Below are 15,912 nucleotides of genomic sequence, written 5' to 3'. Positions count from 1 at the left end.
TGCTTCTTCAAGATAACGTTGAGAATTGCTGCTTTAATCCTCTCTATCGGTATCAGGAGTATCGAATGGACCGCTACACCGAATTGCACAGCTACGTGCTGGTCGCCGCCAAGGGCAGCTTCGCGGCCGCGGCGCTGGTTGAAGGGGTGACGCCGGTCATTATGGGCCGTCGTCTGACTGCACTTGAAGACCGATTGGGCATCAAGCTGATTCATCGTTCCACCCGGGGCCTGACCTTGACCGACTTGGGCGAGTCCTACCTGGAGAACGCCAAGGCGTTGTTGCGAACCTTCGAGGAACTCGACGCAAGCGTCAGCGAGAACCAAAGCGCGGTGCGTGGCCACTTGATGGTCTCGGCGCCCGCCGGTTTTGGTCGACGCCACGTAGCGCCCCATGCGCCGGAGTTTCAGGCGCGGTTCCCAGAGCTTAATTTGTCGTTTGATCTGACCGACAACGTGATCGATCTGGTCCGCGAGGGTTACGACCTGTCGATTCGCATTGGCGAAGTGCTGGACCCCAATTACGTGGCGATTAAATTGTTTTCCAATCAACGGGTGGTGTGCGGTGCGCCGCAGTACTTCCATCGCCACGGCTACCCGCTCACCTTGGAAGACCTGGCGAAGCACAACTGTCTGACGTTCAACCTTCAGGGCGGCCAACACCGAGGCTGGACCTTTCAGCGCGACGGGCGCCAAGTCGCGGTGAAGGTTGCTGGCAATCTGTACTGCAACGACGGTGAGCTGTTGTTTGACTGGGCCAAGCGCGGTCTTGGCGTCAGTTGGCGTTCGGTCTGGGAAATTCAAAGTGCGCTGGAAAGCGCCGAGTTGGTGACGGTTCTGGATAAATTCGCGTTGCCCAGCTACGACATTCAAGGGGTTTATCCGCAACAGCATTATCTGCCCGCCAAAGTTCGGTTTTTCATCGCCTTTTTGAAGGAGGTCTACAACCGCCCCAATTACTGGGTCCAATCCTGAGCGTTGGCGGTTCGCTGCATTCTGACGAACCGCCGGTTATTTCAGGTAAGACTCAACGACACGGCGGGCAAACCTTTGATCTCGCCAACGGCTAAACCCGGGCCTTCGGCGAAATACATACCGGTAAAAGAACCGGCAGTGATAACCGTTTCCTGGCTCAGCGTCAGGCCCTGACCGGTGTGATGGTTAACCAACCACACCAGCAACCGCCGGGGATCCCCGGCTGGGTTGGCGGCTTTACCCGGCACGATGTTTTGGCCGGCGTATGTGAAGGTCATCTCAGGTTCGGCAAACGGGAAATCTTCCCTGTACTCGACAAATTCGCCCACGATCAAGGCACCGTGGTTCAGCAAGTCGCCCAATTGCAACAGCGGCTCGACCTTTGGCCAGACCGCAAATCGGCTAGCAACCAGTTCGATGGTCGCCGCCATATAACCGATGCCCTGACGTACTTCTTCATCCGAGTAGGCGTCGGCGCGGGGTGCGAAGTCGCGGTTAAAACGAAAGGCGATTTCCAGCTCCAGGCCCGGCGGAAAATACGCGGCACGTTCGAGGCTGACGCCACTGGGCAACAAGCATTCAATGGGAAGAGGCGCGCCCTGAATCGGTCCGGTATGGGATTTTGAACCGATCTTCCAGCCGCCGACGGTTGATCCCCGCAGCCTTAGAACTTCTTGCTGCAACCTATAGGCCGCCGCCGCGTCGCCCGGCACTTGGTCCGCCGACACTTGGGCGATGGGCTGACGATGACGTCCGGCGTCGACAATCAGTTGAGCGATGTTTGACGCATGAGCGTTATCAGTCATGAGGGGCAGTCCTTCAACTCTTGAATGTGGAGTCCGCGCAGATTCGATCAAAGGCTGCGAGGGGATGAGACGCTCGGATCACTCGCCGACAATAACCGATGGCCGCTGCGGGTGCTGCTCGTCAATATCGATGGGCAAATTGCTCACGCATTCAAACTTGTTCTCGGGCTTCATGCGAAACGCCAGAATAACGCCGATGGCCATCAGCAGCATGCTGCCGACAAAGGGCAAATCCCAGCTGCCATAGCGGTCGATCAAATAGCCGGAAACCACTGGTGAAAGGATTGCGGCGGCGGCAGAGCCGGTGCTCATGATGCCGCTCGCGGTGCCGCTGAACTCCGGCGCGATGTCCATCGGGATCGCCCACATTGGACCAATCATCATTTCGGCGAAGAAGAAACCACCCGCCAGGCAGGCCATTGAGATGTACATGTTGTGGTTGAACATCACGGGCATCAGGCACGCCAAGGTCAGGAACATGCAGATCGCAACCATCCAACTGCGGGACTTCTTCAGCGACCCGGTTTTGATCAACAGCTTGTCCGTAATGACGCCACCCACCGTATCGCCGATCACACCGGCGAAGAATACTGCCGATGCAAACACCGCCGATTTCTTCAAGTCCATGTTGTAGCTGTGCAAAAAGTACTGAGGGATCCACGACAGAAATAACCAGAGCGTCCAGCCATAGCAGAAGTAAACAATGGTCACCGGTGCCATGCGTTTGAACAGGGCTTTCCACGGCACTTTAGGTGCAGGGCCTTTTGGTGCTGGCAACACTGCCAGTTCTGCTTGGGTGATCAGTGGGTGATCTTTGGGGTGTTCGGTAAATACGAAAGCCCAGACCACTACCCAGATCAAGCTGATGGCGCCACACACATAGAACGCCATGCGCCAGTTATACGTGGCCATCACGGCAACGATGACCGTTGGTGCAACCGCGTTGCCGATACGGGCTGCCGAATGGGTAATGCCTTGAGCAAAACCGCGTTTTTCTTTAGCCACCCAGCGCGACATCGCGGCGGTAGCGGCAGGGAAGGTTGCGCCTTCGCCCAGACCCAATAACAAGCGCGCGGCGAGCATGGAATACAGGCCGCCAGCGAAGCCGGTCAGAATGGTTGCCACACCCCATAAGGCGCCGCAAAAAATCAGCGTGCGCCGAGCGCCGTATTTGTCGCTTATCCAACCGCCAATCACCTGGAACACCAGGTAAGGGTAAGCGAAGGCGGAAAAGACCAGGCCGATTTGGGTATTGGACAGGCCGAATTCGACTCCGAAACCGGACGCTGCGGTACTGACGTTAACGCGGTCCAGATAAGTGATGAAGTACATGACGCAGAGCATGAGTAACACCAGACTCGTCGGGCGTAAGCGGAACCGTTTCATGACGCTATCTCCAGTTTCTTATTTTCCGTGCACCGATGCACATAGGTCGGGATAGATCTTTATTGTTCTACTCATTGGGAATTTTGTTGTTAATTAGAGCTTCCCAAGGAGCCAGCCCGTTGGCTCCACAGATTTTCGGTGAGCTTCAAGAGCGACGCAGCGGGACATCCTGGGCGCCGAGGAAGTCCATCGCCGCAACTACACCGCTGCCGTTGAGCTTCACACCCGCCATTTTCAGGCCCATCTCGCAGCCGGTTAGCGTGGCCATCAACGTCAGGTCGTTACAGTCGCCCAAATGACCAATACGGAACATACGGCCCTTCATTTTGCCCAAGCCGGTGCCCAGCGACATGTCGAAGCGTTCGTAGATGAGCTTGCGCACCTGGTCGGCATCGATGCCTTCAGGGGTCATGACGCCGGTCAATACCGGGCTATAGACGCTCGGGTCGGCGCACTGAATGTTCAAGCCCCACGCGGTGACGGCGATTCGGCAAGCCTCGGCCAGGCGATTGTGTCGGGCAAAAACATTGTCCAGGCCTTCGGCCAGAATCATGTCCAATGCTTCGCTGAGGCCATATAACAGGTTGGTGCTGGGCGTATACGGCCAGTAACCGGTCTGGTTCATTTCGATGATGTCGTCCCATGCCCAGAAACTGCGCGGCAAACCAGCGGTTTTACTGGCAGCAATAGCCTTGGGCGAGACGGCGTTAAAACTGATACCGGGCGGCAGCATCAAGCCTTTTTGCGAACCGGAAATAGTGACGTCTACGCCCCATTCATCGTGGCGATAGTCGGCCGAGGCCAAGCCGGAAATTGTGTCCACCAGCAACAAGGCTGGGTGGCCGGCGGCGTCAATGGCCTTGCGCACGGCGGCGATGTCTGAGGTGACGCCGGTACTGGTTTCGTTGTGCACAACGCAGACGGCTTTGATGCTGTGGTTCAAATCCTGGCGCAGACGCGCCTCAATCATGAAAGGCTTGATTCCGTGGCGCCATCCTTCAACACCGGGCAACCCAATGAATTCGGGTTTCAGGCCAAGGCTTTCTGCCATTTTTTTCCACAAGGTGGCGAAATGGCCTGTTTCGAACATCAATACGCTGTCGCCGGTACTCAGGGTGTTGCATAGCGCTGCTTCCCAGGCACCGGTGCCTGAGGCCGGGTAGATAACCACCGGTTGTCTAGTTTTGAAAATCTGTTTAATGCCGTCCAGCACCTTCTTGCCAAGCTCTGAGAACTCAGGGCCACGGTGGTCGATGGTCGGATAACTTATCGCACGAAGAATCCGATCAGGGACTGAGCTTGGGCCGGGAATCTGTAAAAAATGGCGACCGGCAGGGTGAAAATCGAGTTTTACCATTGTCATCATCTCGCTATTGTATTTTGAATTCAAAATACAATAGCAGGGCTTTGCGTCGCGTCAATTTTAATGGAAACGGGTTTTTGGTCAGCAGTCATCGATTTAAAGCGCTGAAAATGAATTAACATTCATCCCGCCATTTGAGGACTCTGTATGCAAGATCCAGATTTCATGACTGAAAAGGACAAGGTTAAGCAGTTACCGAAGGTCGAACGTCAGCGTTTGCACGACACCGTCGTCGAGCATCTGCGCAGCTTCATTACCGAAGGGGTGCTACAAGCAGGCAGGAAACTGAACGAGCGTGATCTGTGTGAAACCCTCGGCATTTCAAGAACGCCGTTGCGTGAGGCGTTGAAGGTATTGGCCGCAGAAGGGCTAATTGTAATATCGCCTAACCGAGGAGCCAGTGTTGCGCGCATGTCGGAGCTGGAAATTCGTGAAGCCTTTGAGTTGATGAGCGGCCTGGAAGGTTTTTCCGGGGAGCTGGCATGTGAGCGAATTACTGATGGAGAACTGGCGGAAATCAGAGCGCTGCATTCCGCCATGATTGTTTGCAAGAACCAAAACGACTTGCCGGGCTATTACCAACGCAACCGTGCTATTCACGACTTGATCAATCAGGCCGCGCGTAACTCGGCGCTGTGTCAGGCCTATCAATCGCTTAATTCCAAGTTGCAGGCATTGCGGTTTCGGTCAAATTACCAAGCCCCAAAATGGGACCGAGCAGTCCACGATCATGAGCAAATGATCGAAGCGCTTCAGGCTCGTGATGGCAAGCGCTTGAGCTCGATCTTGCGAGCTCATTTGTTGGAAAAGCGCGATGCTCTGATGTTGATGGTCCGTCAGGACGATGAGCATGATGCGAAGTCGATCCGCAGTTGAGTGCTCAATGATGACGTGGTCAGCCAAACAATATTCTGCTTTTGAACGTGAACGTACCCGCCCTGTGCGTGATCTTGTTGCTGCGATTCCACACCATGAAGTGCGTTTCGCCATCGACTTGGGTTGCGGGCCGGGAAATTCAACCGAAGTACTTGCCAAGCGCTACCCCGATGCCTTTGTAAGTGGCATCGACAGTTCTGAGGACATGGTTGCCGCTGCCAATAAACGACTGCCCTCAGTGCAGTTCGAGGTCAGCGACATCGCGGGCTGGAAGCCGACTCGTCAGTACGACGTGATTCTGGCGAACGCTTCTTTGCAGTGGGTGCCGGACCATGAGCGGTTATACCCGTTTTTGGTCAAACAGCTTACACCCGGTGGCAGCATCGCCATTCAAACCCCGGACAACCTGGAAGAACCCGCTCACCGAATGGCCCGAGAAATTGCCGCGAACGGCCCGTGGGCCGGAAAAATCAGTGGCCAAATGCATCCTCCCCGCCATGAAGCCGAGTATTACTACAACCTGTTGACGCAGCATTGCAGCAAGGTTGATGTGTGGCGAACCACGTATTACCACCCACTTGCTGGCGGCGCAGAAGCGGTTGTCGAGTGGTTCAAAGGATCGGCGTTGCGCCCGTATCTCGGTCCGCTGGACGATGCCGAAAAAGCGGCGTTCCTCGCGCAATACCTGGCTGCCATGGAAGCAGCCTATCCGGTTTCGATGGACGGCAAAGTGTTGTTGCCATTTCCAAGATTATTTATCGTGGCCAGTCGATAGCGTGGGTCGAAGAGGCCAGAGCTAACATCTTAAAAGATCGCTTCTTAAGCTTTTTTATAGCGAAAGGCTTACACGAAGAAGGGAATTTCGCTCTAACCACGTTGCCGCTGTGAGCGATACTATTAACTCATCAACGCAGGCGCTTGGAGCGCCAGTGGATCAAGGATGGTCGACCATGGCTCGGATGGCCACCGACAGGATGTTGGGATGGTCTTGGATAAACCCGCTCAGGCGGGTTTTTTATTGCATGCGAGAAACGACGTGGCTTTAGTCAATTTTCTTTAAGTTCATGCGTCTTGTGATCGTCGCGCACAAGGCTCGGCAGTCAGCGTGCCAGCAATGAAGGTTGAGCCTGAAATCAGGTTTACAGTTGCGCCATCAAACACTCAAAAAAACTTCGCCGGTAAGCGCTTGGGGCGGTTACCGGCGAAGCGAAGTTCAAGCTTTAGCAGTAGCTGTCAACAACACGAACTTCTGCAGTTTTACCTAAGGACTGCCATTCCCGGGTCAGTGTTTGCAGAACCTGTCCCATGAAATGCTCATCAGCGGCGGCTTTCTTACCAACATAACCTTGGCCCCGGCGGTACATCTTCAGCCTGGCGCGCATGCTCGGGTTGCATTGCTCGAATTCACCTTCCCCTGCGCTACTCGACAGCCGGTCGATGTGAACGTCTCCGGCTTCGCCAACCCAAAGAATGTGGCTGTCCAAACTGTCCTTTTGTGATGCGAACAGTCGGGCGAGTTGGTCAACAGTAGGCTGATTGTTCAAGTTCATCGGTATTCCCCTAGACCATTCGTTGATCTGTCAGTGGTTAGTTCAATGGACCCTATGGTCGATCGAAGGCACATCAGGCAGGGGTTTGATGAGGGCAGGAGGGCAAGCGGAAATTCAAATAGATGATGGGCGACAGTAATACGGTCAACCACAAGCATCATGAGAACGTTTCGCCAGCTATCTCGTCCTTGCGGAACGATCCTGCCAGTCAACTTCATCAATCTGCCTTGTGGGCAGTACACATCCGCTAACGACTCGACGGCTCGTCGAGTGTGTTTGGAATACCTTTGCCGGCGCTCCCGATCGGGGAGACAGGGCCATCATGCCGGGACGAATAGGGGTCGTCAACCGTTATGTAGTGTTTTTTTTAAGGCACTACATAATTTTACACTCCGTCGAAGGCGGGCCAGAGGGCCTAAGCTAGAGGCTCGCTAGCGAATCTACTCGGTGGGCTATCGATTTTCGCGCGATGCCGGTTGGTAACCTGAATTGAAAAACTCCAGCAGGGGTTTGCCTTCCCGGTGGCTGCTTGCGGCATCAGTCAGTGCCTGGCCGATATCATTGATCGAGTGACGTTTTGCCGGAGGAAGTTGCAGACGTCCGGTTGCCATCCTGTTGAGCACATCTTCAAGCAGTGATCGAGTTTGCTCGATGGGCGTGACGGCCAACCAATGGAAAAGGTACCAGCCTTCAACGGTGATGCTCTTGTAGATGAGTTGCGGCGTGAAGAGCGGTAATTCAAATGCTCTGAGTTCGGTTTGTCGGTGCGATGAAAGTGCGCCGTAGACCAGCATTTGACCGCCTGGCGCCAAGTGGCGGGCAATGGTTGCACCGACGGTCCCAGCCACCGAGTCAATCGCGAATGACGGGCCTGTGCCTGCGGTCGCCGCCAGTAGCTGTTGCGGCCAATCTTCGTCTTCGGTACAAATAACTACGTCACCACCCAAGGCAATGATTTGAACCATTTGCTCTTTGCGTCGGATCAGATTGATGGTGCGAAAACCTTCGCTGCGTGCCAGTTGTAAAACCATGCGTCCCACGGTTGACCCAGCAGCAGTTTGCACCAACCAGTCGCTGGCTTTGAAACCACGTAAATGCCGAGTCAATGCCAGTGCTGTAAAGGGATTGATCATGGCTTGCGCCGCGTCGTCGTCCGAGATTGTGTCGGGCACAACCACCAGCCGTTCTGCCGGGACAACGATGAACTCTTGCCACGTACCTGGAACATTAAGTGGAATCACGCGGGTGCCGATGGCTGGACTGAGCACCCCGGCGCCGAGCGCATCAACAGTGCCCATGCATTCCAGTCCCGGGCTTGCAGGTAGCACAGGTTGACGTCCGAATTTACCCCGCAGCACGTGCAGATCACCCGGATGAACCGGTGACAAATGCACCCGTACCCGAACCTCGCCGGGCGCCGGAATTGGCTTTTCCGCATTCTCCAGCATGAGGACTGCTGACGGCTCACCGGTGGCGCGGAAAACAAAGCGCTTCATTGGATTTCCTTGATCAAAAATAAACCCTGCTGCCAGTAGAGATGGCAGTAGGAGCGATTGAGTAACCAGGCGCAACTACCGTTAGTTGGAAGGGCTCATGGCGATTCGCCAAGTTGAAAAGCCTACAAAGAGCGTGGGCTTAAGAGCCGATCCCCGGGCCACGGCCCAGCGATGTTCTATCTACAGATAGATAGCCGTAGATTAAGTTTGGTAGGTTAAAACGTCAATAGCTATCTACTGATAGAGAGTTTTTTGGCTGCCGGTCCCATGATTTCATTTTCATAAAGGCATTCCTCACAGGGCCTGATATCGGTCACTTCTCCGAATAGGCACTGTATTCGGCGTCTAAGAGCCGGTACTTTGAAGCACGTGTCTCAAGCACCGACCATCGCAGGTCATGAATTGCCTTACGACTACTCCAATTTTCAAACAAGAGAATCGACGTCATGAAATTCGAGCCCTTCGCCAAATCGCTTATTGCGACGGCATTCGCCGTTAGTTACACCTGCGTTCAAGCAGCGTCACAAGCCCCAGTCGCCGCTGAAAACGGCATGGTGGTCACAGCCCAGCACTTGGCGAGCCACGTCGGCGTTGATGTGTTGAAGGCAGGTGGCAACGCGATTGATGCCGCAGTGGCGGTCGGCTATGCGCTGGCGGTGGTTTATCCCGCAGCGGGTAACCTTGGCGGTGGTGGATTCATGACTGTCCAGATGGCCGACGGTCGTAAGACGTTTTTGGATTTCCGGGAAAGGGCGCCATTGGCGGCCACTGCGGACATGTACCTCGATAAAAACGGCAACGTTATCCCGGATTTAAGCACCAAGGGCTACTTGGCGGTTGGAGTTCCCGGCACTGTGTCGGGTATGGAATTGGCGCTAACGAAATACGGCACCATGAAGCGCGAGCAAGTTATCGCGCCCGCGATCAAATACGCTAATGAGGGTTTCGTGCTCGAACAGGGCGACGTCGATATGCTTGAAACGGCCACCGACGAATTCAAAAAGGACATCCACGACTCGGGTTCTATCTTCCTGAGCAACGGCGAGCCGCTGAAGGTTGGCCAGAAACTGGTGCAAAAAGACTTGGCCAGGACGCTAAGGGAAATCTCCAGCAAAGGCACGGATGGCTTCTATAAAGGCTGGGTAGCGAAAGCAATCGTGTCCTCAAGCCATGCCGGTAAAGGACTGATTACTCAGGCAGACCTGGATAAATACCAGACCCGAGAATTGGCGCCGATTGAGTGCGATTACCGTGGTTACCATGTAGTGTCAGCGCCGCCTCCGAGTTCGGGAGGGGTGGTTATATGCGAGATCATGAATATCCTTGAAGGCTACCCGATGGCGGATCTAGGATTCCGCTCGGCCCAAGGTATGCAATACCAAATCGAAGCCATGCGTCACGCGTATGTCGACCGCAACAGCTATCTGGGCGACCCGGATTTCATCAAGAACCCGGTCGCGCATTTGCTTGATAAGAACTATGCGGAAAAAATCAGGGCGGCCATTGACCCACATAAAGCCGGTATCTCTCGCGAGATTAAACCTGGCGTCGCACCCCATGAAGGTAAGAACACCACTCACTATTCAATCGTAGACAAGTGGGGTAATGCCGTTTCGGTGACCTACACGCTTAATAATTGGTTTGGTGCAGGGGTAATGGCTAGCAAGACCGGGGTGATGCTCAACGACGAAATGGACGATTTTACGTCTAAGATCGGTGTTCCCAATATGTACGGTCTGGTGCAAGGAGAGGCCAACGTTATTGCTCCAGGAAAAACCCCGCTGTCTTCAATGAGCCCCACTATTGTTACCAAAGACGGGAAGACGGTCATGGTGGTGGGCACGCCAGGCGGCAGCCGGATTATCACGGCTACGCTGGAAACAATGCTGAACGTGATTGACTACGGGATGAACATTCAGGAAGCGGTCGATGCTCCCCGTTTCCATCAGCAGTGGTTGCCTGAAGAGACCAACTTGGAGCCGTTCGCGATCAGCCCGGATACCCAAAAAATTCTCGAGAGTTGGGGGCAGAAGTTTTCGGGCGCGCAGCCCTCTAACCACGTGGCAGCCATTCTAGTAGGAGCTCCCTCTCTCGGTGGCAAGCCGGTCGGTAACAATCGGTTCTATGGTGCAAATGACCCCCGTCGTAACACGGGGCTTTCGCTAGGATATTAAATGTGTAGACGAAGCCCTGCTGCAGGGCTTCGCTGTCGGCCTTCTAAGGAGGTTCACCTCCTACCCATGGAATCATGAAAATAAGCCTACCTAGTGATAGATAATCGTTGACGATGTGTAAGGCGCCGCCTAGTATCTATCACTCGATAGGTAGATACCAACTGGTGCTCACATGAAGATTTATGATATCCCCGGCTTCCCTAGTCCTTTGCGTATCCGAGTTGTATTGGCCGAAAAAGGTCTGGCGTCGAGAGTCGAGTTCATCAACATTAATTTGCCGGGCGCTGAACATAAGCAACCGGCTTTCTTGGCGATGAACCCGGCCGGCACCGTCCCAGTATTGGAACTTGACGACGGTTTCTACTTGTCGGAATGCACTGCCATCACCGAATACCTCGACAACCTGGATGGCAACCCGACGCTTACCGGCACCACGCCAAAAGAAAAGGGCATCATCCACATGATGCAAAAACGTGCGGATGACCAACTCATCGACGCAATCGGCATCTACTTTCACCACGCCACGGACGGCCTGGGCGAGGGTTTGAAACCGTACAAAAGTCCTGAGTGGACTGATCGCACCGTCTGGGGTGAGATGCATCGGGACAAGGCCATCAAAGGCATGAAGTACTTTGATTCGGTATTGAAAACCCAGCCTTACGTGGCTGGCGACCAATTCTCGATGGCGGATATTACGGTCTGGGCTGGCTTGATCTTCGCCGGTTACGCGCAAATCAAAGTGCCGGAAGAATGCACGGCGCTCATCGCGTGGAACGCCAAAGTTGGCGAACGTCCAAGCGTGAAAACGCCTGCCTAAAACTGGCTGACTTTCTCAGCGCCCCGCCCGATGACCTCGAGTGGGGCGTCTGCTTTTAGCCCGTGGTGACTTTCAAGAAGTGAGAACAACTTGATAGGAACCTTAGTGCGCTGTGCAGGGGTGTGCGACTGTCACTTCAGTTGTTCACAACGCATTCGCAAGAGAGCGGAAGTTAATAAGTGCGGCCAGGTATCAGTCGCCATCGGCAATGATCGGCGCAGCGGTTGCGTCTCGTATTACCGCAAATCCGAGGGCCGATATCATTTGCACGTTTTTTCAGTTTCGCCAGCAGTCTGATTATGTTTTGTCGCTAGGCCTGACCGAAACATAAACTTGGAAATTGATGGTGAGAAAAATAGTTCTATTCACCCCGAATGTACTGCTCCAACTGCCGAATCAAATCAGCCTGTTCGGCAATTGCTTCCTTAACCAAGTCACCGATCGACAACAATCCTACTAGTTGCCCGTCCTTCACCACCGGTAAATGTCGCAGGTGGCTATCGGTCATGATGCCCATGCAGGTTTCGATGTTCTCACTGGGGCTGACGGTAATAATGCGCTCGCTCATAATCGTGCTTACCAGCGTATCGGCTGACGAGCGGCCCTTCAGCGCCACTTTTCTCGCATAGTCGCGTTCACTAATAACCCCGATCACTTGGTCATTCTCGACCACTGGCAACGCGCCGACATTTTTCTCTGCCATCAGGCCAAGCGCCATCAATACAGTCTGATGAGGAGCAATGGTGTACACCTGGCGATAGTTTTCGGCTTTAGCATTCAGTAGTTGCGCGACGGTCTTCATTAAGGTCTCTCCAGCAGGCTTCAAGGAGGCGACCGCGAATCGCCCGAATTGTCGCTACAGAATCGTAGAGTATGGCCAATTGGGCAAGGTCGAAACGGATACTTAGGGGATAGAAAAATCTGATTAGACGTTTATCTGGCAATAGGATGTCGTTCTCACCACGAAATCCGCAGCAGCCCGGGTTTAAGCAATTTACTGGGTTCGCTTGCTCAATAGTATGAAGCGGTCGAGACAGTGGTTTATGTTCAATATGGTCGCTGCCTCCGAACAGAAAGCCACCTGACCAGATCGTCTTCATATGGACTTCACCGCTTTTTCACACACCCGCCCATAAGCTAAACGTTGGATACAGCCACCGGAAGATGCGCTTAGACCGCAGGCAAGTGCCTGACAACGTTTGCCGCTGCATTTGGGCAGTGATCGGCCCGGTCAAGCGGAGCCGATCTGGGTCAGTATCGCCAGTGGAGGCAATGATGTCGCCGTAATCCAGCCACTTTGCGTTACGCTAAACCCCTGTATCCTTCGCTGATCGTCTTTGTGAGTCGCACACGCCTATGTCAATTCGTCCCGTCTTCCTGTTGTTTGTACTCGGTTGTCTGTTGTTCTTCGTCGGGTTGGGTAATCACCAACTGCAAGGTTCCGCCGAACCCCGCGTCGCTGGCATCGCCATGGAAATGTACCTAGATAACGATTGGGTGACACCGAAGCTAAACGGAGAACCGTTTCTCGAAAAGCCGCCGCTGAGTTTATGGCTGGACGCGGGCGCCATCAAAGTGTTCGGTGCAAACACATGGTCGGTTAGGTTGGCCTCTGCGCTGGCGGGATTGCTGAGCATACTGGTGCTTTATGGCGCGCTGCGTAAATTAGGACGTCCGGTGATGATATCGGCTGGGGCGGCCGTTTTACTGGCAACCATGGGCAGCTACTGGAGCAATGTTCGGCAGGTCGGGGAAGATTCGTTGCTCTCGTTAGGCGTCACCTTGGCGCTGCTCGGGTTTTTTCTCGCTAACCGGCATTGGACTTCGCAGCGTCGTCATTCGATTGCGCGCTGGTCCATGTTCGCGCTGGGGATAGTCGTCGCTACCTTGAGCAAAGGTGTACTGGGGTTGGCGCTGCCGGGCGCGGTAATTTTTGCGTTTCTGGTCGCGCAAAGCCTGATCGATAAACGCTTTGTGCTTGCCGATTGGGTATGGCCGGCTTGCGTTACCTTGGTTGCCTTGGTGCCATTGGCGGTATGGCTCGGATTTTTGTATCAGGCCGGCGGTTCATCAGCGATTAACGAAGTGCTCTGGGCTAACAGCGTAGGGCGTTTCGGTGGCGGGTTCTCAGCGGCCGGACATTTCGAGCCGTTCTATTACTACTTGGCTAAGTTGCCACAGTCATTTCTGCCTTGGAATATTCTGGTTTATGTCGGCCTCTGGCACTTTTGCAAAAAAATGCGCGCCAGTCCGTATCTGCTTTTTTTCGGACTGTGGTTGTTGGCGCAGTTTACCTTGCTGACGCTAGCGTCCAGCAAACGCATGGTTTATCTGATGTCGTTGACACCAGCTGCCGCGGTCATCGCGGCTGAGTACACGTCAGTGCTGTTGGAGCGACTGCGTGAACGATCCGCTACGTCATTAAGAGCGCAGAAGCTCGTACATCACCAGCGCGCATTGATATTGGGTCTTCTGGGCCTGATCGTTGTCAGTTATCTGTCAGTGGCGATCTGGGTCATTCCACGGGAAGATCGTAAAGAAGCTTTCACCCCGATCACCGAGCAGATCCGGGCGTTGCAGGCAAATGGTCAACGGGTTGTATTGTTCACACCCAGTGAACGACTGGCGGGAGCGGGAGTGTTTTACACCCAAACCTTGTTAGTGGCTCTTCAATCCGAGGATCAGCTCAATAGCTTCCTCGCGGAGTCACCCACCAATGTCGCGGTGATGGAACGTCAGACTGACCCGGTCGCGCCACTTAAAATCTTGAAGAAAATTGTAGTGGGCAACCGCGCCTATTACTTTATGGTGATGTGAGCAGGGTCAGTTTGCGGGTAGAGCAAGATCACTTCGGTGCCTTGCTCATAACGCGTTGCGTCGGTGGGTAGCTGTTCGAACTCATGCCGCTCATCTTCGCTCTTGACCCGCATCACTACACCAACTGACCCTTCACGTCGCGCCTGCGTCAGCCATTGCTGCACATTGGCAGTTTTGACGGTTCGGTCCGCAACGTCCGGGTAGGCAAGGCCATATTTGGCCTCACCTACCGTGTTGTAGAGCGTCACTCTGGGATTCGCTGTCCTCCAGGCCAGTGCCGACGCAACAGCCAAATCGTTACTCATCAACGAGTGGCTTAGGCGAAGTGCCTGCGCATGCTCGGCTATAAACTTGCCAGGCGTCTTGTTGTCGACGACGTTGTCAGGCAACGCCGTAGGCAATAGCGCGACTGCCAACCACATACCTACCGCCGGGGCGAGGTAAAAAATTTCAGGCTTACTGATTTGCAACGCATTGGCCAGTATCCAGCAAGCCAGTGCAACGATCAGCAGAGCCAAATGCAGTGGTTCATGGACGAAGAGGGGATGGTTGATTTGCAGATAAACCACCGCTACTACAGCGGCCAAACCTAATACCAAATTGAAGACGGCATTGGTGCGTATAGCGAGGGTTTTGGCCTGTTCGAGCCAATTGATCAGCGCATCGCCAATTAGTAAAGCTAACGGCAACATGCACGGCAAGATGTAGGGTGGGAGTTTTCCTTTGCTCAGGCTGAAAAAAAACAGTGGTATGCACAGCCACATCAGCAGAAAAACGGTCTTCGGTTGTTGTCGGTTTTGCCAGGCGTGCTTCAACGTGGTTGGTAAAAGCAGCGCCCATGGCAAGCTCGATGCAATGAGCAGCGGACCATAGAACCACCAAGGCTCGGCATGCTGCGCGTCATCGCCTGCGAAACGGCGGATGTGTTCGTGCCAGAAAAAGAATCGCCAGAAGTCAGGCTCGCGCACATGAATAGTCAATACCCACGGCAGTGAGATTAACGTAGCGACCAGCACAGCGATGCCACCATACCGCAACAGTTCTTTAACGCGCCTCTGCCAGATCATGTAAGGCAGCGCGATCAACACCGGAAGCAACAGCGCCAGAAACCCCTTAGTCATGAAGCCCATGCCACAAGCCAATCCCAACACGACCCACGCAATAACTTTTGTTCGGCGTGCTGCACCGTCGATGGCATACCACAGCGCGACAATGCTGAGGTTTACCCATAAGGCAAACTGCGGATCTAGGTTGGCGTAACCGGCTTGGCTAATGATTAGCCCAAAACTCATGTACACCGTCGCACACGCCAAGCTTGTGCGTGGCGAGTTCCACAACCGCTGGGCAATCAGGTAGGCCAGCACGGTACTCAGTCCGAGACTTATTGCCGAGGCAATACGAACGCCGAATAGGTTGTCGCCAAACAGGGATTGGCCAAGGGCAATTATCCAGTAGCCAAGCGCAGGTTTTTCAAAGTAGCGCAGACCCATCAGATGGGGAGAGGCCCAGTTACCACTTAGAAGCATCTCCTGACTGATTTGTGCGTAGCGAGTTTCGTCAGGTATCCACAGGCCGTGAGTCGTCAGTGGTAGCAAATAAAAGATAACAAAGGCCAGCAACAACAGAATAACGGCCTGGGGTTTGACCATGAAA

13 protein-coding genes are annotated in these 15,912 nt (G+C 54.2%); 6 read left to right on the top strand and 7 right to left on the bottom strand.

The window, feature by feature from the left end:
* The first annotated feature begins 65 nt into the window (after positions 1-65).
* On the top strand, positions 66-974 hold the full coding sequence (locus RGW60_RS08940) for a LysR family transcriptional regulator (RefSeq protein ID WP_322203895.1): 909 nt from the start codon (positions 66-68) through the stop codon (positions 972-974).
* A 41-nt stretch (positions 975-1,015) separates the two neighbouring features.
* Here the strand turns inward: RGW60_RS08940 and RGW60_RS08935 are convergent, their stop codons facing one another.
* The 3 genes from RGW60_RS08935 to RGW60_RS08925 all read right to left on the bottom strand — a co-directional run bounded on the left by RGW60_RS08935 (position 1,016) and on the right by RGW60_RS08925 (position 4,523).
* Positions 1,016-1,780 carry a 2-keto-4-pentenoate hydratase gene (locus RGW60_RS08935; protein WP_322203893.1) on the bottom strand — a complete coding sequence of 255 codons (765 nt, stop codon included), beginning with the start codon at positions 1,778-1,780 and terminating at the stop codon, positions 1,016-1,018.
* A 78-nt stretch (positions 1,781-1,858) separates the two neighbouring features.
* On the bottom strand, positions 1,859-3,166 hold the full coding sequence (locus RGW60_RS08930; protein WP_322203891.1) for an MFS transporter: 1,308 nt from the start codon (positions 3,164-3,166) through the stop codon (positions 1,859-1,861).
* 145 nt (positions 3,167-3,311) lie between these two features.
* Positions 3,312-4,523, bottom strand: coding sequence for a pyridoxal-phosphate-dependent aminotransferase family protein (locus RGW60_RS08925; protein ID WP_322203889.1), 1,212 nt, complete (start codon positions 4,521-4,523; stop codon positions 3,312-3,314).
* 153 nt (positions 4,524-4,676) lie between these two features.
* Between RGW60_RS08925 and RGW60_RS08920 the strand changes: the two genes are divergently transcribed.
* Together RGW60_RS08920 and tam are read left to right on the top strand one after the other, a co-directional pair.
* Positions 4,677-5,405 carry a GntR family transcriptional regulator gene (locus RGW60_RS08920; RefSeq protein ID WP_322203887.1) on the top strand — a complete coding sequence of 243 codons (729 nt, stop codon included), beginning with the start codon at positions 4,677-4,679 and terminating at the stop codon, positions 5,403-5,405.
* A 10-nt stretch (positions 5,406-5,415) separates the two neighbouring features.
* Complete coding sequence (gene tam, locus RGW60_RS08915) at positions 5,416-6,180, top strand: trans-aconitate 2-methyltransferase (protein WP_322206878.1); 765 nt, start codon at positions 5,416-5,418, stop codon at positions 6,178-6,180.
* Positions 6,181-6,625: 445 nt separating this feature from the next.
* Here the strand turns inward: tam and RGW60_RS08910 are convergent, their stop codons facing one another.
* Both RGW60_RS08910 and RGW60_RS08905 read right to left on the bottom strand, forming a co-directional pair.
* Complete coding sequence (locus RGW60_RS08910) at positions 6,626-6,955, bottom strand: hypothetical protein (protein WP_322203885.1); 330 nt, start codon at positions 6,953-6,955, stop codon at positions 6,626-6,628.
* A 452-nt stretch (positions 6,956-7,407) separates the two neighbouring features.
* Positions 7,408-8,451, bottom strand: coding sequence for a zinc-dependent alcohol dehydrogenase family protein (locus RGW60_RS08905; RefSeq protein WP_322203883.1), 1,044 nt, complete (start codon positions 8,449-8,451; stop codon positions 7,408-7,410).
* A 446-nt stretch (positions 8,452-8,897) separates the two neighbouring features.
* On the opposite strand from RGW60_RS08905, the gene ggt reads away from it, so the two are divergent.
* Both ggt and RGW60_RS08895 read left to right on the top strand, forming a co-directional pair.
* Complete coding sequence (gene ggt / locus RGW60_RS08900; RefSeq protein ID WP_322203881.1) at positions 8,898-10,625, top strand: gamma-glutamyltransferase; 1,728 nt, start codon at positions 8,898-8,900, stop codon at positions 10,623-10,625.
* 172 nt (positions 10,626-10,797) lie between these two features.
* A complete protein-coding gene (locus RGW60_RS08895) occupies positions 10,798-11,442 on the top strand; it encodes a glutathione S-transferase (RefSeq protein ID WP_322203880.1) in 645 nt (214 codons plus the stop codon).
* Positions 11,443-11,803: 361 nt separating this feature from the next.
* On the opposite strand, the gene RGW60_RS08890 is transcribed toward RGW60_RS08895, so the two are convergent.
* Positions 11,804-12,244 (bottom strand): CBS domain-containing protein, encoded by a 441-nt coding sequence (locus tag RGW60_RS08890; RefSeq protein WP_322203878.1) that lies wholly within the window; start codon positions 12,242-12,244, stop codon positions 11,804-11,806.
* Positions 12,245-12,798: 554 nt separating this feature from the next.
* Between RGW60_RS08890 and RGW60_RS08885 the strand changes: the two genes are divergently transcribed.
* On the top strand, positions 12,799-14,259 hold the full coding sequence (locus RGW60_RS08885; RefSeq protein WP_322203876.1) for a glycosyltransferase family 39 protein: 1,461 nt from the start codon (positions 12,799-12,801) through the stop codon (positions 14,257-14,259).
* Here the strand turns inward: RGW60_RS08885 and arnT are convergent.
* Positions 14,241-15,908 (bottom strand): lipid IV(A) 4-amino-4-deoxy-L-arabinosyltransferase, encoded by a 1,668-nt coding sequence (gene arnT / locus RGW60_RS08880; protein WP_322206877.1) that lies wholly within the window; start codon positions 15,906-15,908, stop codon positions 14,241-14,243. The genes RGW60_RS08885 and arnT overlap by 19 nt on opposite strands.
* Positions 15,909-15,912: the final 4 nt, after the last annotated feature.

This window comes from Pseudomonas sp. AB6 (assembly GCF_034314105.1).
Classification (GTDB): Bacteria; Pseudomonadota; Gammaproteobacteria; order Pseudomonadales; family Pseudomonadaceae; genus Aquipseudomonas.
The sequence above is the reverse complement of the archived record's forward strand: the minus strand, read 5'-3'. Positions and strand labels throughout refer to the sequence as shown.